The sequence below is a fragment of the Streptomyces sp. NPDC058620 genome (genome assembly GCF_042717135.1).
Taxonomy (GTDB): Bacteria; Actinomycetota; Actinomycetes; order Streptomycetales; family Streptomycetaceae; genus Streptomyces.
The window spans coordinates 1-20,742 of the sequence record NZ_JBHXQO010000045.1 but is presented as its reverse complement, the minus strand read 5'-3'; the positions used below and the strand labels follow the sequence as shown (position 1 = coordinate 20,742).

Below are 20,742 nucleotides of genomic sequence, written 5' to 3'. Positions count from 1 at the left end.
CGGCCGCCTCGTACCGGCCCGGCCCCGCGCGGGGAAGCCGTGTACGTCGTGGTCATGGGCACACCATAGGACGATGTTCCCGGCCGGGGCGGCCGCCGCGCCCCGTGGGGGAAGGCACGGCGGCCGCGGATTCGGTGCTGCCGGGCGGCGGCGGCTGCCGACCGCCGCCCGGCCACTGCTCGTCGGGTCGGTTACTCGACGACCTTCAGCAGCTTGTTCGCCGTGCCCTGGGTCGCGTTGGAGATGGCGTCGGGGGTGGCTCCCCCGGTCAGCGCCGCGGCGACCTGCTCCGGAGTGGCGTCCTGGTGTCCGCCGAGGTAGACGGCGGCGGCGCCCACGACGTGCGGGGTCGCCATGGACGTACCGGAGATGGTCTTCGTACCGTCGTCGCTGTCGTTCCACGCCGACGTGATGTCCGAGCCGGGGGCGTAGACGTCCACGACCGAGCCGAAGTTGGAGAACGACGACTGCTCGTCGTCCACCGTGGACGAGGCGACCGTGATGGCCTCCGGGACACGGGAGGGGGAGCCCTCGCCCGCGTCGCTGGACTCGTTCCCGGCGGCCACACCGAAGGTGACGCCGGAGGCGATGGCCTTCTGGACCGCGGCGTCGAGTGCCGGGTCCGCGCTGCCGCCGAGGCTCATGTTGGCGACGGACGGGCCCTCGTGGTTCGCGGTGACCCAGTCGATGCCCGCGACGACCTGCTCGGTGGTGCCGGAGCCCGCGTCGTCGAGCACGCGGACGGCCACGATCTTCGCCTTCTTTGCGACTCCGTGGGCCGCTCCGGCGATGGTGCCGGCCACGTGCGTGCCGTGGCCGTTTCCGTCGTCGGCGTTGTCGTCGTTGTCCACGGCGTCGAAGCCCGATGTGGCGCGGCCCTCGAAGTCGCTGTGCGTGACGCGGACACCGGTGTCGATGACGTACGCCGTGACGCCTTCACCCGCTGCGTCCGGGTAGGCGTACGCCTTGTCACCGGCGGTCTCGGCCTGGTCGATCCGGTCGAGGCCCCAGGACGGCGGGTTGTCCTGGGTGGCGCTTGCGGTGAACTTCTTGTTCTGGACGACCTTGTCGACGGCCGGGTCGGCGGCGAGGCGCTTGGCCTCGGTCTCCGAAAGGCCGTTGGCGGAGAAGCCGTTGATGGCGGACTTGTAGTTCCGCTTGAGCTTGCCGCCGTACTCCTCGGCCAGCTTCGCCTTGTTGGCCTTCTCGTCCAGGATCACGATGTAACTGCCGGAGACGGCGGTTGCCGCGTCCGCGCCGTAGACCGTGCCCATCGCGGGGGCCGGTGAGGCTCCCGCGAGCGAGGTGGAGAGAAGGGTGACTCCGGCTGCCGCTGCCACCGCGGTTATCGCCGCGGTCAGCTTGATCCGGCGTGCGCGCTTGTGAATTGCCATGAAGAGGGATCTCCTCGTCATTCTTTGTGGGGGGATTCGCCCTCGGCCGGAAGATCTCCGGGGGCTGGCTCGAAACCCTGACCGATTGACACGCTCAGATCAAGACCTTCATGGAGCTGTGACTTACTCAACAAGGTTTCGTAATAAAAAATCGGCCACGCCCGGTCAAGTCCGACACGACCGCCAACTGCCTTTATGTGTATGCACCTTGTATCGCGACGGCGGGCGCGTCGCCCTCCGTGGAACGGAGAGGGACGCGCCCGCATGCATGGAACGGCGGGGGGAGACGGCTTGATTACGCCCATGCCCTCGAACGGAAGGCGACGGCGGCCGTCACCCGGGCAGTTCGGCCTCGATGAGGTCGGCCGCCCGCTCGGTGCCGCCCTCCTGTGCCATCCGCTCCCGTACGGCGGCGGCCCTGGCCGCCACCTGCGGATCGTCGAGGAGCGCGAGCACGGCCTCGCGCAGCGTCTTCGCGTTCGCCTCCTCCATCGGGAGATGCCGGGCGACGCCGAGTGCCTGGAGCATGTCCGCGTTGCCGAACTGGTCGACGGCCTGCGGAACGGCGACCATCGGGGTGCCGGTGGCGAGCCCTTCCTGACTGCCGCCCGCGCCCGCGTGGGTGATGAAGGCGTCCGCCTGCCTGAGCACCGCGAGCTGCGGCACCCATGGACGCACCTCCACGGTGGCGGGTACGTCCCCGAGTTCGGACGGGTCGACATGGGCACCGATCTGCAGCACGACGTGCCAGCCGGGCAGATCACCGAAGGCTTCGACGCAGTCGCGGTAGAAGGCGGGCTGCTTCGTGAACGAGGAGCCGAGGGAGACCAGCAGCACCTTCTCGGCGCCGGCCGGGCGCTGCCACCCTCCCTGGTCGGCCCGGTCGCCCTGGCACGCGCCCACGAAGGTGTGGACGGAGCGGTCCACCCGGTCGGCGTGCGGCTGGAGCGCCTCGGGGATGAGGACGAGTGCGCGGCGGGGCCTGGCCACGAAGTCGTCCGACGACACGTCACCCAGGCCGTTCTCCGCGAGCCAGGCCGCGAAGCGCGCGTAGTAGGCCCTGCCCCGCTCGGTCTGCCGCAGCGCGGCGGTCATGGGCTCGCCGACCTCTTCCTCGTACCCGTCCCAGGGGACCAGGTTGGGCCAGAGGGAGACGGCGGGAACCCCCCAGCGGTGGGCGAGGACGCGGGCCGGGTAGGAGGTGATGTCGTGCAGGACGAGGTCCGGTTCGTCCCCTTCGAAGGCTGCGGCGAGCTGGGGCAGCGCCTGGATGGCGTCGTCGAGGAACGGCTCGACGTTGTCGATCAGCTCGGTGCCCCAGGCGTCCGGGTCGTCGTCCACGGGCAGCACCGAGGTGTAGAGCACCGGTTCGGCTCCGGTGGCCGCGACCTTCTCGGCGAAGGAGGCGGGGATGGCGTAACTGACGCGGTACCCACGGGCGACGAGCTCCCGGATGACTTCGAGGCTCGGGTTCACGTGCCCGTGGGCGGCGATGGAGAACATGGCGATGTGGGCACGCGGAGATTCCGTCATGCGCTCACCATAGGCGAGACGATACGTCTCGTCCACTCTATTTCCGCGGTCCTCTCAGCGCTGGTAGCGGGCCAGGACCCGGTTCCCGTCGTCGACCAGGCGCTTCCTCAGCTCCTCGGTGCCGATCGCCCCGCTGTAGAACTCCTGGAGCGCGGGGGTGGCGACCTTGTCCTTCCATTCGGGGTAGCCGCGCACGGACTGGGCGGGGGCCGGGCGCAGCGCCTTCGCCAGCGCGGTGCCGGTCGCCCAGCCGTTCTCGGTGGTGTGCAGGGCGGGGTCGGCGAGGGCCTCGGTGCCGGTCGGCAGCATCCAGTCGCCCTTGGCCAGGCGGACCATGTTCGGCGGCCGCAGCAGGAAGTCGATGAACCGCATCGCTTCCTTCTTGTGCGGGCTGTCCTCGGCGACGGAGAGGGTCTGCGGGCTCACGCCCTGAGCGAGCCCGCCGGAGCCGGCCGGGGCGGGCAGGACCGTCCACTCGAACCCCTCGGGCGCCTGCTCGACGATCTGCTGACGGTAGGCGAAGCCCAGCGGGACCATGGCGTATCTGCCTCCGAAGAAGCCGGGGAGGGTGTCGGAGCCGCCCATGCCCAGTGCCGTACGGGCGGCGCTGCGGTCGGTGTTGACCTGGTCGTGGATGGTCCCGGGGACCACCTGGTCGCCCTCTTCGGAGCGGATGGTGACCTTGCCGTCCGCGTCCCGGTGGAAGAGCTGCCCTCCGGCGGAGAGACCGAGGTTGAGGGTGACGGAGACGGGCTCCTTGAGCGGCCAGGCGACCCCGTACCTCCCCTTCCCCGTCAGCTCCTTGGTGACCTGGCGGAACTCCGGCCAGCTCCAGGGCCGCTCCGGGGTCGGAACGCGCACCCCGGACGCCTTGAGGATCTTGGTGTTGGCGATCAGGACCCGGGGTTCCTGGAGGAACGGGACGCCGTAGACACCGCCGTCGAACGTGGTGGTGCGCCAGGACTGCTCCGGGATGTCCGCGGTGAGCCGCTCCGGCAGGAGGGTGCGCAGGTCGGCGAGGTAGCCGCCGTACGCGAAGTCGGCGAGGTCGTCGGATGCGTCGTGGATGACGTCCGGCGCCTCGCCGCCCTCGAAGGAGGTGAGCAACTGGTCGTGGACGTTGTCCCAGCTCCCCTGGACGTAGTCCACCTGGATGTCGGGGTGGGCCGCGTTCCACTCCTTCACCAGCTGCTCGTTGGCGTCGACGGACTCCTTCTGCCAGGCCAGCGACTGGAAGCTCAGCCTGATCGTGCCGGACGGGTCCCTGCCGTCCCGGCCGTCGGCGCAGCCACTGAGCAGCAGGGTCAGCGCGGTGGCCGCCGCCGCGGCGGCGCGGGTGAGTGCGCGCATCAGCTCTTCACCGCCCCGGCCACCATGCCGCCGGTGATCCGCCGCTGGATGACCGCGAAGAGTACGAGGGAGGGAAGGGTGGCGAGGAAGGCGGCGGCGGCCAGGGGCCCGAGGTCGGCCACGCCCTCCGCACCGAGGAAGTGGGTGAGGACGACGGGCAAGGTCTGGTTCTCCGGGGTCTTGAGCAGGACGAGCGCGAAGAAGAACTCGTTCCACGCGGTGATGAAGGCGAAGAGCGCGGTGGCGACGATCCCGGGCGCCAGCAGCGGGGCGGTGACGGAGACCAGGGTGCGCAGCCTTCCGGCCCCGTCGACGGCCGCCGCCTCTTCCAGTTCGGGCGGTACGGCACGCACGTACCCCGCCAGCATCCACAGCGCGAACGGCAGCGACCAGACCACGTACACCAGGATCAGCCCCCACAGCGAGTTGATCAGATGCAGATTCTTGAGGATCAGGAAAAGCGGAATGATCACCAGGACGAACGGGAACGCCTGGCTGACCACGACCCAGCCGGTCGCGGCGGTCGACAGCCTGCCGCGGTGGCGGGCCATCACATAGGCCATGGGGGTGGCGATCACCACCGCGATCAGGGCGGCGGAGACGGCCGCGATCAGGGAGTTGCCCGCGGCCTGGAGCAGGGGCTGTTCGTCGAACGCCTGCCGGAAGTTGTCCAGGGTCGGCTGCTCGGGAATCCAGGTGGGGTGCAGTGAGCCCAGTTCGCGGGCGGGCTTGAAGGCGGTGGAGATCAGCCATGCGAACGGGAACGCCAGGAACACGAGGTAGCAGAGCAGTGCGGCGTACTGCCCGGCCCGTGCGGACCTGCTGGTACGGAGGCTCACGTGTCCTCGCCTCCCCTGAGACGGCCGACGAGGTAGCAGGCGAGGATCACGGAGATCACCGCGACCATCACACAGCCCATCGCGGCGGCGTAACCGAACTGGCCGTAGCGGAACGCCTCTTCGTACGCGAAGAGCATCGGCAGGCGGGTGCGTCCGCCGGGGCCTCCGCTGGTCAGGACGTAGACCAGCGCGAACGAGTTGAAGTTCCAGATGAAGTTGAGCGCGGTGATGGAGAGGGCGACCGGCTTGAGGGCCGGCCAGGTCACCGTACGGAAGCGGCGCCAGGCCCCCGCGCCGTCGAGGGCCGCCGCCTCGTGGAGTTCGTGCGGGGTGTTCTGGAGGCCGGCGAGCAGCGCGACCGTGGTATGGGGCATGCCGGCCCAGATGCCGACGACGATGACGGCGGGCAGCGCGGTGGCGAGGCCGGTGAGCCAGTCCCGGCCGTCGCCGAGGCCGAGATCGCGGATGGTCTCGTTGAGGATGCCCGCGTCGGGGTTGTAGACGAGCCGCCACATGATGCCGACGACCACCTCGGGCATCGCCCACGGGATGATCGCCAGCGCTCGCGCCAGCCAGCGCATCCGGAGGTTCTGGTTGAGCAGCAGGGCGAGGCCGATCGCGAGCACGAACTGGGGGACGGTGACCCCGACCGCCCACAGCAGGCCGATGCGGAACGAGTCCCAGAACAGTGTGTCGTGCAGGAGGTCCTGGAAGTTGAGCCCGCCGATCCACTGGGTGGACCGGGTGCGGCCGGACTGCGCGTCGGTGAAGGCCAGTGCGATGCCGTAGAGCAGCGGTCCGACGCTGAGGATCAGGATCGGGATGAGGGCCGGGAGCACCAGGAACCAGGCGGCTCTGTCCCGTCCCGCCCGCTGGTCGCGGCCGGGCCGTATCTCGCGTGGTCGTTTGCGCCCGGACCGCTCCGTTGCGGTCGCCAGTGTCACGGATTCGACCCCTTTGCCCCATTGCATCGGATTCATCCCGGTCTGGCCTACCCAGGTGGCCTCCGTCATCGTGCTGACGGGCCGTCCGTTCGTCAAGGTGGCCTGCGGGGATGCGAAAATCCTGAGCATGAACGAAATGCGTGCGCGCGAGGTACTGAGCGCCGCCGGACTGCCCGGCGACGCGGAACTGATCGCGCTGGGCGAGAACGCGGTGTTCGCCGTCGGCGACCTGGTGGTCAAGGTCGGCCGGGATGCCGCGCTCCACCCGGAGCTGCGGGAGCGGGCCGAACGCGAACTGGCCGTCGCCCAGTGGCTCGCCGCCTCCGACGTCCCAGCCGTACGGGCCGCCGAGTCCGGGGCACGGCTGGTCGAGGGCCACCCGGTGACGCTGTGGCACCGGCTTCCGCCCGCCGTGCGCCCTGCCGAGCCGCGGGACCTCGCGCCGCTCCTCACACGCGTGCACGCGCTGAGCGCGCCGGAGGGTTTCGCACTGCCGCGCCGTGAGCTGCTCGGCGGTGTCGAGCGCTGGCTGCGGCTGGCGGGCGACGCGATCGATCCGGCCGACGCCGACTTCCTGCGGGAGCGCCGCGACGGCTTCTCGGCGGCGGCCGCCGCACTGGCCCCGCACCTGCCGCCGGGCCCGGTCCACGGCGACGCGCTCCCGCGCAATGTCCACATCGGCCCGGACGGACCGGTCCTGGTCGATCTGGAGACGTTCTCCGCGGATCTGCGGGAGCACGACCTGGTGGTCCTGGCCCTCTCCCGCGACCGTTACGGCCTGCCCGCCCAGGCGTACGACGCCTTCACGGCGGCGTACGGCTGGGACGTCCGGGAGTGGGACGGCTGCACGGTCCTGCGCGGCGCCCGGGAGACGGCGAGCTGCGCCTGGGTCGCGCAGCACGCGCCGGCCAACCCGAAGGCGCTCGCGGAGTTCCGCCGGCGAGTGGCGTCGCTCCGCGACAACGATCCCGCGGTCCGCTGGTACCCGTTCTAGAAGGTCACCGCGTCGCGGATCAGGGGGCAGGTCATGCAGTGGCCGCCACCGCGGCCGCGGCCGAGCTCGGCGCCGACGATGGTGATGACCTCGACACCAGCCTTGCGCAGGAGGGTGTTGGTCTGGGTGTTGCGGTCGTACGTGAAGACCACACCCGGCTCCAGGGCGACGGCGTTGTTGCCGCTGTCCCACTGCTGGCGCTCGGAGGCGTACACGTCACCGCCCGTCTCGATGATCCGCAGCTCCGGCAGTCCGAGCGCCTTGGCGACCACGTCGACGAAGGGGCGTGACCCCTCGTCGGTGATGTCGAGGCCGGGGGCCTTGTCATCCGGTCGCAGCGAGAAGGTGTGGACGGCGTCCATGATGGCCGGGTAGAGCGTGACGATGTCGCGGTCGGCGAAGGTGAACACGGTGTCGAGATGCATCGCGGACCGCAGTTTGGGCATCCCGGCGACGATGACGTGCTGGGCCGCCCCGTTCGCGAAGAGCGACTGGGCGACCTGCGTGATGGCCTGCCGGGAGGTGCGTTCGCTCATGCCCATGAGGACGACGCCGTTGCCCACCGGCATGATGTCGCCGCCCTCGAACGTGGCCTGCCCCCAGTCCCGTTCGGGATCGCCCCACCACACGGTGGAGTCCATGAAGTCGGGGTGGAAGAGGTAGACGGCCTTCATCAGGAGCGTCTCGTCGTGCCGGGCGGGCCAGTACAGCGGATTGAGCGTCACTCCGCCGTACAGCCAGCAGGTGGTGTCCCGGGTGTAGAGCGTGTTCGGCAGCGGCGGCATCAGGTACTCGCGGACCCCGGTGGACTCCCGGGCCAGCGCCACGTACCCGGAGCGGAACTCCTCCGGCAGGTCGGCGGTCGCGAGACCGCCGATCAGATGCTCGGCCAGTTGGCGCGGGGTGAGCGTCTCCAGGAACGCCCGGGTGTTGTCGATGAGTCCGACGCCGACCTCGTTGGCGGTGATCTTCCGGTCCAGCAGCCAGTCCCTGGCTTCGGGAATCGCCATGGTCTGCGCGAGCAGGTCGTGCAGCTCGATGGCGTCGACACCCCGGTGCCGGAGCTTGTCGACGAAGTCCGCGTGGTCGCGCTGGGCGTTCTCGACCCACATGACGTCGTCGAAGAGCAGATCGTCGGAGTTGGTGGGGGTGAGACGGCGGTGCGCCATCCCGGGCTCGCAGACCAGCACCTTGCGGAGCCGGCCGACCTCCGAGTGGACGCCGTACGGGGTGGTGGCGGTGGTGATGTCGGGACTGGTCACGGTGTGCCTTTCCGGAGTGGCTCGGTCTCGGGTGATGGCGTGGCCGGTGGTCCGAGCGGTCAGAGACTGATCCAGCCGGCGGCGAGAGCGACGACGCCGAGGATCGCACCGGCGATGGAGACGGCGAGGATGACGAGCTCGCGCGGGGAGAACAGCTGCTTGCCCTGCTCCCGCCTGGCCATGACGAAGAGGATCGTGGCCGGGGCGTAGACGATGAAGGAGACGAGGACGAACTTCAGGCCGGCCGCGTAGAGCAGGAACGCGGTGTAGAGCGTCGCGACCACGCTCACGGTGAGGTCGCGCCCGCGGCCGGCGCTCGCGTCCCCGGCGTCCGGCCTCAGCATGATCTTGACCGCGAAGCCCGCGGCGAGCAGGAACGGGATCAGGGTCAGGGCACTGGTCAGATCGAGCGCGAAGTTGAACGCGTCGTCGGAGAACAGTGTGATGACCAGCACGACCTGCGTCAGCACGGTCGACATCAGCAGCGCCGGTACGGGAACGTCGGCCGCGGTGGAGCGGCGGAGGAACCGGGGCATGTCGTCGTCCTTGGCGGCGACGAACAGCACCTCGGCGGCCATCAGTGTCCAGGCGAGGTAGGCCCCGAGGACGGAGACGATCAGGCCGACGCTGACGAAGACGCTGCCCCAGGAGCCGACGGCGGATTCCAGGACCGCGGCCATCGAGGGCTGCCGCAGTTCGGCCATCTCACCCATCGGCATGATGCCGTACGAGACGATCGTGACCGAGGCGAAGACGGCGAACACGCTGAGGAAGCCGAGGATCGTCGCCCTTCCCACGTCCTCCCGCCGTTTGGCGTGACGTGAGTAGACGCTGGCGCCCTCGACACCGAGGAAGACGAACACCGTGGCCAGCATCGTGCCGCGCACCTGGTTGAACAGGGAGCCGGAGTAGTCGGCGCCGCCGAAGTTGTCCGCGAAGACGTCGGCCTCGAAGTAGAACAGGGCGAGGAGGACGAAGACCAGGATCGGCACGACCTTGGCGACCGTCACGATCCTGTTGATCGCCGCGGCCTCTTTGATGCCCCGGCGGATGAGGAAGTAGAAACACCACAGGCCCACCGATGAGAGGGCCGCGGCGAGCACGGTGTCGCCTTCGCCGAGCGCGGGCCAGATCGCCCCGATCGTCGACATGATGAGGACCCAGTAGGTCACGTTGCCGACGCAGGCGCTCGCCCAGTAGCCGAACGCGGCGAAGAAGCCGAGGTATTCGCCGAACCCGGCCTTGGCGTAGGCGTAGACGCCGGCGTCGAGGCGGGGTCTGCGGATCGCGAGCGCCTGGAAGACGAAGGCGAGCATCAGCATGCCGGTGCCCGCGATGGTCCAGGCGATGAGGGCGCCGGCGACCCCGGTCTCCTGGGCGAAGCGCCGTGGCAGCGAGAAGACCCCGGCGCCCACCATCGATCCGACGACCATCGTGGTCAGCGTCAGCAACGTCAGTTTGGCCGCGGCGGGGACTCGCGCGGCCGTATCGGTACCGGCGTCAGCGTGGCTCATGTCTTCCCTCGTCGGTGCGGCGTGTTCCGGGCCCTGGGAAGGACGGCCGGCAGACGGGGAGAGTGACAAGGGTCCCGTCAGGAGGCGGCTCGCATCTGCCGCATCGCCCGTCCAACGGGAGTGAATCTACGCCGTAAAGCACCATTTGACCCTTTTCGGGCCTTTGACGGTGTGTGTTTTGCCCGGATACGAGGCCGTTGCGGGCCGTCGTCGCTCAGCCGGTCACAGGCGCCGGCTCACGCAACGGCCAGCGGTCGTCGATCACCGCGTCGGCCGTTCCCTTGCGGCGCAGGAACTGCTGGAAGTCAGCCGCCCACTCCGCGTACCAGACGATCTGGCGCTCGTGCAGTTCGGCGGGGGTCAGCGCGGCCACCGAGCCGTGCCGCCCGGCTATCGCATACGCCACGCGCACCGCGGCGAGCGCGTCCGCGCCCGCGTCATGGGCGCCTCCGTGCACCACCCCGTACTCGACACACACGGCCTCCAGCGTGCGCTTGCCCTTGCGGTAGCGGTCGACGGCACGGTCGATGGTGTACGGGTCGACGACCGGGCCGATCCCCGCCCCGCCGAGCCGGTCGCTCAGCGACGGCAGCCCGTGGCGCCGCAACTCGGCCGACAGCAGCGTCAGATCGAAGGCCGCGTTGTACGCGACGACCGGCACCCCCCGGCGCCAGCACTCCACGAGGGTCTCCGCGATCTCGTCCGCCACCTCGCGCACCGGTCGGCCGTCGGCGGCCGCCCGCTCGCTGCTGATGCCGTGGATCGCCGAAGCCTGTGCGGGAATCAGGATGCCCGGATCGGCCAGCCAGGTGCGCTGGCGCAACGGCTCGCCTTCCCGGCCGTCCACCTCGACGACCGCCGCGGTCACGATCCGCGCCTCCAACGGCTCCGTACCCGTCGTCTCCAGGTCGAAGCCGACCAGCGGCTCCCTGTGCCAGCCCATCCCGTACCTCCTACGTGGTGCTCCCCCGAATGACGACCACCATCGCACGCACCACTGACAACGCTTCGGGGCGGTGGCCCCGGCGGCCCCCGGAAGGTCTCAGGAGACCGGCCGGGAGTCCGTCCAGACCGACTCGAACTCCTCGCGGTACGTCTCGAAGAGACCGTGCTCGCTGTCCTGCCCGGCCCGGACCACCGCGCGACCCCCGCCTCGCAGCACCAGCACGGGCGCCTCCATGCCGCGTGCGCGCCGCAGATACGGCTGGACGACCCCGACCGCGTCGGGCCCGTCGCCGTCCACCAGGTAGGCCGTGAAGCGGGGCGTCTCGTCGAAGACCTGGATCTCGAAGGCCCCCGGGTCGCGGAGCTTGGAGCGGACCCGGCGCATGTGAAGGATGTTCATCTCCACGGAACGGCTCAGCTCGCCCTTCTTGAGCCCCAGTTCCCGTTCCCTGCGCCTGACCGCGCTGCTCGCCGGATTGATGAAGAGCAGCCGGACCCGGCAGCCCGATTCGGCGAGTCTGACCAGCCGGCGGCCGGAGAAGTTCTGCACGAGCAGATTGAGCCCTATGCCGATCGCGTCGAGGCGGCGCGCCCCGCCGAACAGGTCCTCGGCGGGCAACTGGCGCTGGAGCCGTACGCGGTCGGAGTGGACGGAGACCACGTCGGCGTACCGGTCACCGACCAGTTCCTCGACGGCGTCCACGGGCAGCCGGTCGGCGGACGGCACGGCGGCCCCGCTGCCCAGGATCTCCAGGAGGCGCGCGGAGGCCCGTTCGGCCTGGGCGAGGACCGCCTCGTTCAGCGCGCGGTTGCGGGAGACCACGTTGCGCGCGACCTCCAGCTCGTCGAGGGCCAGCTCGACATCGCGGCGGTCGTCGAAGTAAGGCTCGAAGCAGGGCCAGTGCTGGACCATCAGTTCCCGCAGCTGCGGGAGGGTCAGGAAACTGAGGACGTTGTCGTCGGCCGGGTCGAGCAGATAGCCCTTGCGGCGCGAGACCTCGCGTACGGCCACGGCCCGCTGCACCCACTCCTGCCCGGCGGGTCCCGCGGCGGCCACCACCCAGTCCTCGCCGTGCACGGGCTCGTAGATGGGCCGGAGCACCGCGGCGACCACGGCACGCAGTCGCTGTTCGACGAGATTCAGCCAGATGTAGGCCCGGCCGGCCCGCTGGGCGCGCGTACGCACCTCGCCCCAGGCGTCCGCTCCCCAGTCCAGCTCCGCGCCTATCTCCATGGGTTGCGCAAGTGAGACCGCCCCTGGCGGCGCATCGGTCGATTCCCCCTCGTGACCTGGGCCACCTGGGGGTAGCTCGAAGCCTCCCGAGCTCACCCGCGTACCGCCTTCCACTCCCCCACCAACGATCAAGGAAGGGTACTCCGCGAGGGTGAGCCGGTGCAGCCCGATGGGCAGGCCGCTTTCCCAACTGCCAAGTGAATCAAGCCTGTTCCCCTTGGCGAGATCGGGTGGAGTGAGCCGATTCATAGTGATTAGACACCCCGCCCCGACACCCCGGCGCACGGTCCGGCGCACGGGGCGCACGGATTCCTGTCCGGGGCGGCACCCACGTGCCCGTTGTTGACAGCACCGGCCGACGTCCTAGGCGCACGCCCCACTTTCGGGGAGTATCGGACCGAAAGACCCCGCAGCACCCGGATCAGAAGTGGAAGAGTCAATCTATGCAGGTCTGGCCGGGACAGGCGTATCCCCTCGGCGCCACCTACGACGGCGCCGGTACCAACTTCGCGGTCTTCTCGGAGGCCGCCAACCGAATCGAGTTGTGCCTGCTGCACGACGACGGTTCCGAAACGGCGGTGGAGCTGCGCGAGACCGATGCCTTCGTCCGGCATGCCTACCTGCCCGGTGTGATGCCGGGTCAGCGGTACGGCTTCCGGGTGCACGGACCGTACGAGCCGCAGCGCGGGCAACGCTGCAATTCGGCGAAGCTGCTGCTCGACCCGTACGCGCGGGCGGTCTCCGGGAAGATCGAGTGGGGCGAGGCCGTGTACGGCTACCCGTTCGGCCGCCCCGACGCCCGCAACGACCTCGACTCCGCTCCGCACACCATGAGCTCGGTCGTGGTAAATCCCTACTTCGACTGGGGCGACGACCGGCCGCCCCGGACGGACTACCACCGCACCGTGATCTACGAGGCCCATGTGAAGGGCCTCACGATGCTGCATCCGGGGCTGCCGGAGGAACTGCGCGGCACGTACGCGGGGCTGGCCCACCCCGAGGTCATCGCCCATCTCACGGAGCTCGGCGTGACCGCGATCGAACTGATGCCGGTGCATCAGTTCGTCCAGGACCACCGCCTGGCGGACGCGGGCCTGGCCAACTACTGGGGCTACAACACCATCGGCTTCTTCGCCCCGCACAACGCGTACGCCTCCTGGGGCGACCGCGGTGAACAGGTGCTGGAGTTCAAGCAGGCCGTACGGGCGCTGCACAAGGCCGGCATCGAGGTGATCCTCGACGTGGTCTACAACCACACGGCCGAGGGCAACCACCTCGGGCCGACGCTCTCCTTCCGGGGCCTGGACAACGCCTCGTACTACCGGCTGGCCGAAGACCAGCGGTACTACATGGACACCACCGGGACCGGGAACTCCCTGCTCATGCGCTCGCCGCACGTCCTGCAGCTGATCATGGACTCCCTGCGGTACTGGGTGACCGAGATGCACGTGGACGGGTTCCGCTTCGATCTGGCGGCGACCCTGGCACGCCAGTTCCACGAGGTGGACCGGTTGTCCTCGTTCTTCGACCTGGTCCAGCAGGACCCGGTGGTCAGCCAGGTCAAGCTGATCGCCGAGCCGTGGGACGTCGGCGAGGGCGGCTACCAGGTGGGGAACTTCCCGCCGCTGTGGACCGAGTGGAACGGCAAGTACCGCGACACGGTGCGGGACCTGTGGCGGGGCGAACCGCGGACGCTGGCGGAGTTCGCCGGACGGCTGACGGGATCGTCCGACCTGTACCAGGACGACGGCCGGCGGCCGCTCGCCTCGATCAACTTCACCACCTGCCACGACGGCTTCACCCTGCACGACCTGGTCTCGTACAACGACAAGCGCAACGACGCCAATGGCGAGGGCAACCGGGACGGGGAGAGCCACAACCGGTCCTGGAACTGCGGCGCCGAGGGCGAGACCGACAACAAGGAGGTCCTGGAGCTGCGCAACCGCCAGATGCGCAACTTCATCGCCACGCTGATGCTGTCGCAGGGGGTGCCGATGCTGAGCCACGGGGACGAGTTCGCCCGTACGCAGCACGGCAACAACAACGCCTACTGCCAGGACAACGAACTGGCGTGGGTGCACTGGCCCGACCCCGCCGCCCGTACGGCGGACGGCGAGGAGGACGAGGAGGAGGCCGGGAGCGGAACCGGGGCGGACACCGGTCTGCTGGAGTTCACCCGCACCATGGTGTGGCTGCGCCGCGACCATCCGGTGTTCAGACGCCGGCGGTTCTTCCACGGCAGGCCGGTGGAGGGCACGCACGACGAGCTCTCCGACATCGCCTGGTTCACCCCGGAGGGGCAGGAGATGACCCAGCGGGACTGGCAGGCCGCGCACGCCAAGGCCCTGACGGTCTTTCTGAACGGGCACGCGATCTCGGAGCCGGGTCCGCGCGGCGAGCGGATCTCCGACGACTCGTTCCTGCTGATGTTCAATGCCGGTGCCGACACCCTGGAATTCGCCGTTCCGGTGAATCACGGGCGGCAGTGGCAGATCGTCGTGGACACGGCCCGCCCGGACGGCGTGCCCCCGGGCACCGGGCCGAAGGTCTCGGCGGGTGAGCGGGTCACGCTGATCGGGCGCAGTCTGACGGTTCTGAAGCGCCTGGCGTAGCGGAGGCGAGGCCCCTCCGGCGGGTGAATCCGATGCCGCCGGAGGGGGTCCTTCCGCAAGGGCCATGACACAGACGGCCCCACAATGGGTACTTACGTGTTCATGACGCCCACCGCCACGTACCGGCTCCAGCTCCAACCGGACTTCCCCTTCTCCGCTGCCGGTAAGGCAGTGCCGTATCTCGCCGCGCTCGGTGTCTCCCATCTGCATCTGTCGCCGGTACTGGAGGCGGTCCCCGGCTCCCGGCACGGCTACGACGTCGTCGACCACAGCCGCGTACGGGCGGAGCTGGGCGGGGAGGCCGGGCTGCGGCAGCTGTCCGCCACCGCGCGTGAGTACGGCCTCGGACTGATCCTGGACATCGTGCCCAACCACATGGCCGCCGCGCCCCGCCACAACCGACAGCTGTGGGAGGTGCTGCGCGAGGGACGGGCGTCCCCGTACGCGCGTTGGTTCGACATCGACTGGACGGCGGGCGGCGGCAAGGTGCTGCTGCCCGTACTCGCGGGCCCCCTCGCCGAAGAGCTCGGCCGCTTCGAGGCCGGCACCGAAGCGGGTTCGGGTGCGCCGGTGCTCCGGTACGGCGAGCAGGAGTTCCCCCTGCGGGAAGGCACGGCGGGACTGCCCCTGCCCGAACTGCTGGACGCCCAGCACTACCGGCTCGCCTGGTGGCGTCTCGCCCGGACCGAGCTGAACTACCGGCGGTTCTTCACCATCTCCGAGCTGATCGGCGTGCGTGTGGAGCACCCCGAGGTCTTCGCCGCCACCCATGCCAAGATCCTCGAACTCCTGAGCGACGGTGTCGTCGAGGGGCTGCGGATCGACCATCCGGACGGACTAGCCGGACCCGCCGCCTATCTGGAGCAGCTGAGCGAGGCGGCCGGCGGCCGGTGGACGGTGGTGGAGAAGATCCTCACCGGCTCCGAGACGCTGCCCGCGGGCTGGGCCGTCGCGGGTACGACCGGGTACGACGCGCTCCACCGGATCGACGGGCTCTTCACCGACCCGACGGGCTCGGCGGATCTGCTCGGCCGGTACCGGGACTTCGCCGGTCCGCCCGGGGACCGCGGGGGCTACTGGACGGCGACGGTGCGCAGGGCCGCGTACCGCGTGGTGAACCACGAACTGGCCGCCGAGACCCGGTGGCTGACCCGGCTCGCCACCGAGGTCTGCGCCCAGGACCCAGCCCTGCGCGACCACGCCCCGTGGGCACTGCACGCGGCCGTCACCGAACTGCTCGTCCGGATTCCCGTCTACCGCCCGTACGTCACCGCCGGCGGCCCGGTCACCGAACTCGCCGAATCAGCGCTTCCGGCGGAGGCGGTGCGGGACGCCAAGGCGGTGTTCTCCGTACCCGAGGAGGCGAGGGCCGTCGACGTGGTGCGGGAGCTGGCGCTGGGGCGGCTCGGCGAGGGCGACGCCCGGACGGCGTTCTGCGCGCGGTTCGCGCAGACGGCGTCGGCGCTGCACGCCAAGTCGGTCGAGGACACCGCCTTCTACCGCTACGTCCCGCTGATCTCGGCGACCGAGGTGGGCGGTGACCCGGGCCGCCCGGCGGTGACGCCGGAGGAGTTCCACGCGTTCTGCGCCCGCCTCGCCCGTGACTGGCCCGCCACGGGCACGGTGCTGACCACGCACGACACCAAGCGGAGCGCGGATGTGCGGGCCAGGATCGCGGTGCTCTCGGAATGCCCCGAGCGGTGGTCGTCCCTGGTGGCGCAGGTGACCCGGGCCACCACGCCGGCCGCTCCCGACCCGCAGCTGGCCTGGCAGGCGTGGCAGTCCGCGTACGGCTGCGCGGACCTCCCGGCGCAGGAGCTGGCGGCACGGCTGGAGCCCGCGCTGCTCAAGGCCGTGAGGGAGGCGGGTCTGTTCACCAGCTGGACCGAACCCGATCCGGCGTACGAGCGGGCGGTGGCGGACTTCGTCGCGGCGGGACCCGGCAGTGACGCGGGTCCCGCGCGGGCCCTGCTGACGCGGTTCGCGGCCGCGCTCGCCCCCCATGTGCGGGCCAACGTGCTGGGCGCGGCGCTGGTGCAGCTGACGATGCCCGGCGTGCCGGATCTGTACCAGGGCACGGAGCGGGACTACCTCGCCCTCGTCGACCCGGACAACCGCAGGCCGTTCCGGGAGCCCGACCACGAGGCCGACGAGAAGACGACGGTGACTGTGGCGGCGCTGCGCCTGCGCCGTGAGCGGCCGGAGCTCTTCGGGGAGTCGGGGACGTACACCGCGCTGACGGCGCACGGCCCGGCGGCCGCCCACTGTCCGGCCTTCGCCCGGTCGGGCGAGGTGGTCACCGCGGTGACCCGGCTGTCCCTGCGCCTCGCGGAGGAGGGCGGCTGGCGCGGCACGGTGCTGACGCTGCCCGACGCGGGGCCGTGGCTCGATCTGCTGGCGCCTGGAAGGAAGTTCACCGGTCCGGCGGTCGAGGTGGCCGAGCTGTTCGCCGAACGGCCGGTGGCACTGCTCCGGAAGGCCGTACCAGGAGGGTCCGCGGACCTCGGGTGAGGAGCCCGGTGGCGGTGGGGCGGAACCCTTCCGCCCAGCGGATGAAGGGCATGGCGTCGAGCAGGGCGTGCAGTCCGTGCTCGGCTTCCAGCCGTCCGAGGAGGACCGCGGGGCAGTGTGCGGGCCCGGTGGTGAGGTGTCCCGGGTCGGGCCTGAACGGGTCGAAGCGGTCGGGGGCTGCGAAGCGGTCGGGGTCGCGTCCGGCCGCGCCCATCAGACAGGCGACGGGGGCCCCCGCGGGGAGCGTGCCGCCGCTGACCGGCACGTCGGTGAGGGTGCGGCGCAGGACGATCTGCACGGGCGGGTCGCGGCGCAGGGTCTCCGTCCAGGCGCCCACGATCAGGTCGGGGTCGGTGCCGAGGACTTCCAGGAGGCAGGGCTCGTCCAGGACGTTGGCGAGGAACGAGGCGAGGGCCGTCTCACGGAGCGCGGTGTGCACGGCGCACGTGGTCACGGCGGACCGGGCTATCCGGAGGTGAAGGTCTGCGCGGGACAGCCGGGTGAGGTCGGGGTGGGAGAGTCCGGCCGCGGTGACGGCGCCGCCGAGCGGGAGCCAGTGGCAGAACTCCGGTACGAGGTCGGCCTGTTCCCGGTCGGCTATCCGGCGCGCCAGCACGTAGGCGGTCCGCTCCAGGACCGCGCCGGTGTGGGCCGGCTGCGCCGCGGGCCGGTGCCGGGCTCTGCCGGGCAGGGGTGCGCAGTCGAGGCTGCCCCGGCAGAGCCCGAGGGGCGCGGGACCGCCGCGGGGTGCGCCCTCGTGCGGGTAGCCGGCGAAGCGGGGGTCGGTGAGCGCGGCGGCCACATCGGCGTACCGGCTGAGCAGCCATGCGCCGAGGCCGGTGTCGTACGTCAGCGGGTGGTCCTCGCGCAGGCTGCGGTAGAGGCGCAGCCGGTACGGGTCCCGGTCCGCGCCGGGGGTCAGGACGCTGGGTCCCGCCGTGCCCTCCCGGGTGCGGGGGCTGTCGGTGCCGGGGGATTCAGCGGGCGGGCCGGTCTGCATCCGTACCCCCCGAGGTGCGTGTGCGTCGCCGTCCGACGCGTGTGCTCCCAGCCGACCACTGCCGGGGGCCGGGCGCAGTGGACGTACGGCCGTTCGGGTGACGGACGGCGGTGGCTGCCGGCGTGGGCAGCCATCACCGTCGCGCTGTCAGTGCCCCCGTTCCGCTGCGCTCACCTCGCGCTCCGCGCCGCCGGGCCGTTCCGGCTGCGGGCCGTCGGTCACGGCCTTCGGCGCCGGCCGGTCGGGCCACCAGCAGCGGTCGCCGAGGAGGGCCAGGGCGGACGGCAGCATCAGGGCCCGCAGCACCACGGCGTCGAAGAGGACCGCCACGGTCAGTCCCACCGCGATCTGCTTCATCTCCACCCGGTCGATGAACAGGAAGCTGGCGAAGACGGACACCATGATCACGGCGGCGCTGGTGACGACTCCGGCCGATCCTGCGATCCCTTCGACGACGGCCTGCCGGGTCGGCACCCCGCGCCGTACGGCTTCCCTGATCCGGCTCACCACGAAGATCTGGTAGTCGGTGGAGAGGCCGACCAGGATCGCGAAGACGAGCAGCGGGGTGCGTGATCCGACGAAGCCCAGCGACTCGAACCCGAGCGGCCCGTCCGCCCAGGTTCCCTGGAAGACCAGGGTCAGCACGCCCCAGGACACCATCACCGCCGCCAGGTTGAGCAGCACACCGAGCACCGCGAGTGCCACGGACCGGAACGCGGCGAACATGATGCCGAGCGTCGTCAGCGAGACGAAGAGAATCACCCACGGCAGCTGGCCGCTCTGGTGTTCCGCGTAGTCCACACCGCCCGCGATCTCACCGCTCACCGCGGTCTCGGCGCCCGGGCCCGCCGTCTTCCCGACCGTCGCGGGAATCAGCTCGGTGCGCAGCAGTTCCAGGGAGCGGGTGGCCTCCGCGGAGTTCTGGGCGTACGGGACGGGCAGCCGCAGCAGGGCGGTGCGTCCGTCGTCGGAGGTCGTCAGCCGCGGCTCGCCCTCGTGGGCGAAGAGCGGTTCGCTCTCGACGCGTTCGGCGAGCTGCCGCAGCGCGGCGGTGGGCTCCGGGCCGCGGACGACGACGAGGTGCGTGGGGCCTTCGGAGGGGTATGCCTCGACGAGCCTGTCGTAGGCGGCGACCGCCGCGACGCTGTCGGGGAAGGTCTCCTTGCCCTCGGTGCCCAGCTTCATGCCGAGTACGGGAAGGGCCAGCGCCGCGGTCACCGCCGTGCCGATCAGCAGGGTGGCCAGGGGCCGCCGCATGACGGGCCGCAGCATCGCCGTCCACATTCTGCTGCCGCCGTCATCCGGGCTCCCCCGCCGGCCGGCGGCCGTGCCGCGCCGGGCGGACCTGCTGTCGAGACGGCGCCCCAGCTTGGTGAGCAGGGCGGGCAGCACGGTCAGCGAACCGGCCACCGCGACCAGCGTCACCAGGATCGCGCCGGATGCGATGGACGAGAAGATCACGTCGTCCATCAGATAGAGGCCGCCGAGCGCCAGCACGACCGCGATCCCGGAGTCGACCACCGCACGTCCCGAGGTCGCCGCGGCCAGTTCGACCGCGGCCGCGTGGCTGATGGTGCCGCCGGACCGCTCCCTCTCCTCGCGGGCCCGCTTGAGGTAGAAGAGCGAGTAGTCGACCCCGACGGCCATGCCGATCATGAAGATCACGCTGAGGGCCGCACCGCCCGCGTCGGGAGTGACCCAGGAGGCGAGTCCGTACAGACCGACGGCTCCGGCGAACGCGGAGAGCGCGAGCAGCACCGGGATTCCGGCGGCGAGCACGGCGCCGAAGACCACGAAGAGGATCACGAACGTCACCGGGAGGCTGATGGCCTCGGTCCGCTGAAGGTCCTTCCCCTGCTTGTCGTTGACGCCGACGGAGATGGACGCGCTGCCGGTCTCCTCGATCCGCAGCCCGTCGTGGGCGCGCTGGACCTCGGCCGTCTGTACGAGCAGGGCGTCGACGTCCTCCTTGGCGGTCTCCTTGTCGCCGCGCAGGGTGACCGCGACCATCAGGGCCGAGCCGTCCCGGGCGGGCCGGGGACCGGCGACCGAGACGACCGCGGGCAGCTTCCGCATCCGTACGGCGATGTCCTGCGCGGCGGACCGGGCGCCGGCCGAACCGGCCGTGCCGGTGTCCGGGGCCGTGCCCTTCCCGGTGATGAGGATCTGCTCGACGGGTGCGGGGGTGAGACCGCTCTCCGAGGCGAGCTGCTCCGCCCGGCCCGCCTCACCGACCCAGAAGTCCTCGAACGTGCCCTTGTTGGTGCCCACCGCCGCGCCCGCCCCGACGCACAAGGCGATGAAGACGAGCCACCCGACGACGGCTCGCCATGGATGAACCGCACACCAGCGTGCGATGCGAACCGTGCTCGGTCTTCTGCCCGTCATGCGGGCACCTCCCCTGGGCCGCTGATTTCTGCCGTTGATCAGCGTCCCGTCCGGGGAGGCGGAGGTCATTGGGGCTTGCCGCCCTGTGTGGCTATGGCTGTCCCCACCCTTGGTCACTCCCCCTAGGCCCAATACCGGTGACTTTGAGTTGTGTTGGTCGTTGGATGTGTTGTGCCAAGGCCTGGGCAGGTGAAGTCGTCGGGTGAGCGGTTGTCGGACCGG

At 70.8% G+C, this 20,742-nt stretch carries 14 protein-coding genes; 3 read left to right on the top strand and 11 right to left on the bottom strand.

All coding sequences use genetic code 11. The annotated features are described in order from the left end of the window. Positions 1-191 precede the first annotated feature (191 nt). From ACFWSK_RS29205 to ACFWSK_RS29185, 5 genes are all read right to left on the bottom strand, one after another. A complete protein-coding gene (locus ACFWSK_RS29205; RefSeq protein ID WP_383792454.1) occupies positions 192-1,394 on the bottom strand; it encodes a S8 family peptidase in 1,203 nt (400 codons plus the stop codon). A 333-nt stretch (positions 1,395-1,727) separates the two neighbouring features. Next, positions 1,728-2,927 (bottom strand): macrolide-inactivating glycosyltransferase, encoded by a 1,200-nt coding sequence (mgt, locus tag ACFWSK_RS29200; protein WP_383792451.1) that lies wholly within the window; start codon positions 2,925-2,927, stop codon positions 1,728-1,730. A 54-nt stretch (positions 2,928-2,981) separates the two neighbouring features. Next, complete coding sequence (locus tag ACFWSK_RS29195; protein ID WP_383792448.1) at positions 2,982-4,277, bottom strand: ABC transporter substrate-binding protein; 1,296 nt, start codon at positions 4,275-4,277, stop codon at positions 2,982-2,984. After that, complete coding sequence (locus ACFWSK_RS29190; protein ID WP_383792445.1) at positions 4,277-5,116, bottom strand: carbohydrate ABC transporter permease; 840 nt, start codon at positions 5,114-5,116, stop codon at positions 4,277-4,279. Before ACFWSK_RS29190 ends, ACFWSK_RS29195 begins: the two co-directional genes overlap by 1 nt. Then, complete coding sequence (locus tag ACFWSK_RS29185) at positions 5,113-6,060, bottom strand: carbohydrate ABC transporter permease (protein WP_383792442.1); 948 nt, start codon at positions 6,058-6,060, stop codon at positions 5,113-5,115. Before ACFWSK_RS29185 ends, ACFWSK_RS29190 begins: the two co-directional genes overlap by 4 nt. Before the next feature lie 127 nt (positions 6,061-6,187). Here ACFWSK_RS29185 and ACFWSK_RS29180 point away from each other — a divergent pair, with 127 nt between their 5' ends. Beyond that, complete coding sequence (locus tag ACFWSK_RS29180; protein WP_383792439.1) at positions 6,188-7,054, top strand: phosphotransferase enzyme family protein; 867 nt, start codon at positions 6,188-6,190, stop codon at positions 7,052-7,054. Here ACFWSK_RS29180 and ACFWSK_RS29175 read toward each other — a convergent pair. The 4 genes from ACFWSK_RS29175 to ACFWSK_RS29160 all read right to left on the bottom strand — a co-directional run bounded on the left by ACFWSK_RS29175 (position 7,051) and on the right by ACFWSK_RS29160 (position 12,105). After that, entirely contained in the window at positions 7,051-8,316 is a 1,266-nt protein-coding gene (locus ACFWSK_RS29175) for an arginine deiminase (RefSeq protein WP_383792437.1), read from the bottom strand. The genes ACFWSK_RS29180 and ACFWSK_RS29175 overlap by 4 nt on opposite strands. A gap of 59 nt (positions 8,317-8,375) precedes the next feature. Continuing rightward, the gene (locus tag ACFWSK_RS29170) at positions 8,376-9,830 is read right to left on the bottom strand and encodes a basic amino acid/polyamine antiporter (protein WP_383792434.1); all 1,455 of its coding nucleotides are present in this window, start codon (positions 9,828-9,830) and stop codon (positions 8,376-8,378) included. 214 nt (positions 9,831-10,044) lie between these two features. Further along, complete coding sequence (locus tag ACFWSK_RS29165) at positions 10,045-10,773, bottom strand: 3'-5' exonuclease (RefSeq protein ID WP_383792431.1); 729 nt, start codon at positions 10,771-10,773, stop codon at positions 10,045-10,047. Positions 10,774-10,872: 99 nt separating this feature from the next. After that, on the bottom strand, positions 10,873-12,105 hold the full coding sequence (locus ACFWSK_RS29160; RefSeq protein WP_383792428.1) for an SAV2148 family HEPN domain-containing protein: 1,233 nt from the start codon (positions 12,103-12,105) through the stop codon (positions 10,873-10,875). Positions 12,106-12,452: 347 nt separating this feature from the next. Here ACFWSK_RS29160 and glgX point away from each other — a divergent pair, with 347 nt between their 5' ends. Together glgX and treY are read left to right on the top strand one after the other, a co-directional pair. Further along, the gene (glgX, locus tag ACFWSK_RS29155; protein WP_383792426.1) at positions 12,453-14,621 is read left to right on the top strand and encodes a glycogen debranching protein GlgX; all 2,169 of its coding nucleotides are present in this window, start codon (positions 12,453-12,455) and stop codon (positions 14,619-14,621) included. Positions 14,622-14,723: 102 nt separating this feature from the next. Next, a complete protein-coding gene (treY, locus tag ACFWSK_RS29150) occupies positions 14,724-17,132 on the top strand; it encodes a malto-oligosyltrehalose synthase (RefSeq protein ID WP_383792423.1) in 2,409 nt (802 codons plus the stop codon). On the opposite strand, the gene ACFWSK_RS29145 is transcribed toward treY, so the two are convergent. Both ACFWSK_RS29145 and ACFWSK_RS29140 read right to left on the bottom strand, forming a co-directional pair. After that, entirely contained in the window at positions 17,035-18,132 is a 1,098-nt protein-coding gene (locus ACFWSK_RS29145; RefSeq protein ID WP_383792420.1) for a cytochrome P450, read from the bottom strand. The genes treY and ACFWSK_RS29145 overlap by 98 nt on opposite strands. 147 nt (positions 18,133-18,279) lie before the next feature. Beyond that, positions 18,280-20,520 (bottom strand): MMPL family transporter, encoded by a 2,241-nt coding sequence (locus ACFWSK_RS29140; protein WP_383792416.1) that lies wholly within the window; start codon positions 20,518-20,520, stop codon positions 18,280-18,282. Positions 20,521-20,742 lie beyond the last annotated feature (222 nt).

What these genes read in the sequence shown, in the direction of transcription:
- ACFWSK_RS29205 (WP_383792454.1), bottom strand. Translation starts at nt 1,394, where the DNA reads ATGGCAATTCACAAGCGCGCACGCCGGATCAAGCTGACCGCGGCGATA.
- mgt (WP_383792451.1), bottom strand. Translation starts at nt 2,927, where the DNA reads ATGACGGAATCTCCGCGTGCCCACATCGCCATGTTCTCCATCGCCGCC.
- ACFWSK_RS29195 (WP_383792448.1), bottom strand. Translation starts at nt 4,277, where the DNA reads ATGCGCGCACTCACCCGCGCCGCCGCGGCGGCGGCCACCGCGCTGACC.
- ACFWSK_RS29180 (WP_383792439.1), top strand. Translation starts at nt 6,188, where the DNA reads ATGAACGAAATGCGTGCGCGCGAGGTACTGAGCGCCGCCGGACTGCCC.
- ACFWSK_RS29170 (WP_383792434.1), bottom strand. Translation starts at nt 9,830, where the DNA reads ATGAGCCACGCTGACGCCGGTACCGATACGGCCGCGCGAGTCCCCGCC.
- ACFWSK_RS29165 (WP_383792431.1), bottom strand. Translation starts at nt 10,773, where the DNA reads ATGGGCTGGCACAGGGAGCCGCTGGTCGGCTTCGACCTGGAGACGACG.
- glgX (WP_383792426.1), top strand. Translation starts at nt 12,453, where the DNA reads ATGCAGGTCTGGCCGGGACAGGCGTATCCCCTCGGCGCCACCTACGAC.
- treY (WP_383792423.1), top strand. Translation starts at nt 14,724, where the DNA reads ATGACGCCCACCGCCACGTACCGGCTCCAGCTCCAACCGGACTTCCCC.
- ACFWSK_RS29145 (WP_383792420.1), bottom strand. Translation starts at nt 18,132, where the DNA reads ATGCAGACCGGCCCGCCCGCTGAATCCCCCGGCACCGACAGCCCCCGC.
- ACFWSK_RS29140 (WP_383792416.1), bottom strand. Translation starts at nt 20,520, where the DNA reads ATGACGGGCAGAAGACCGAGCACGGTTCGCATCGCACGCTGGTGTGCG.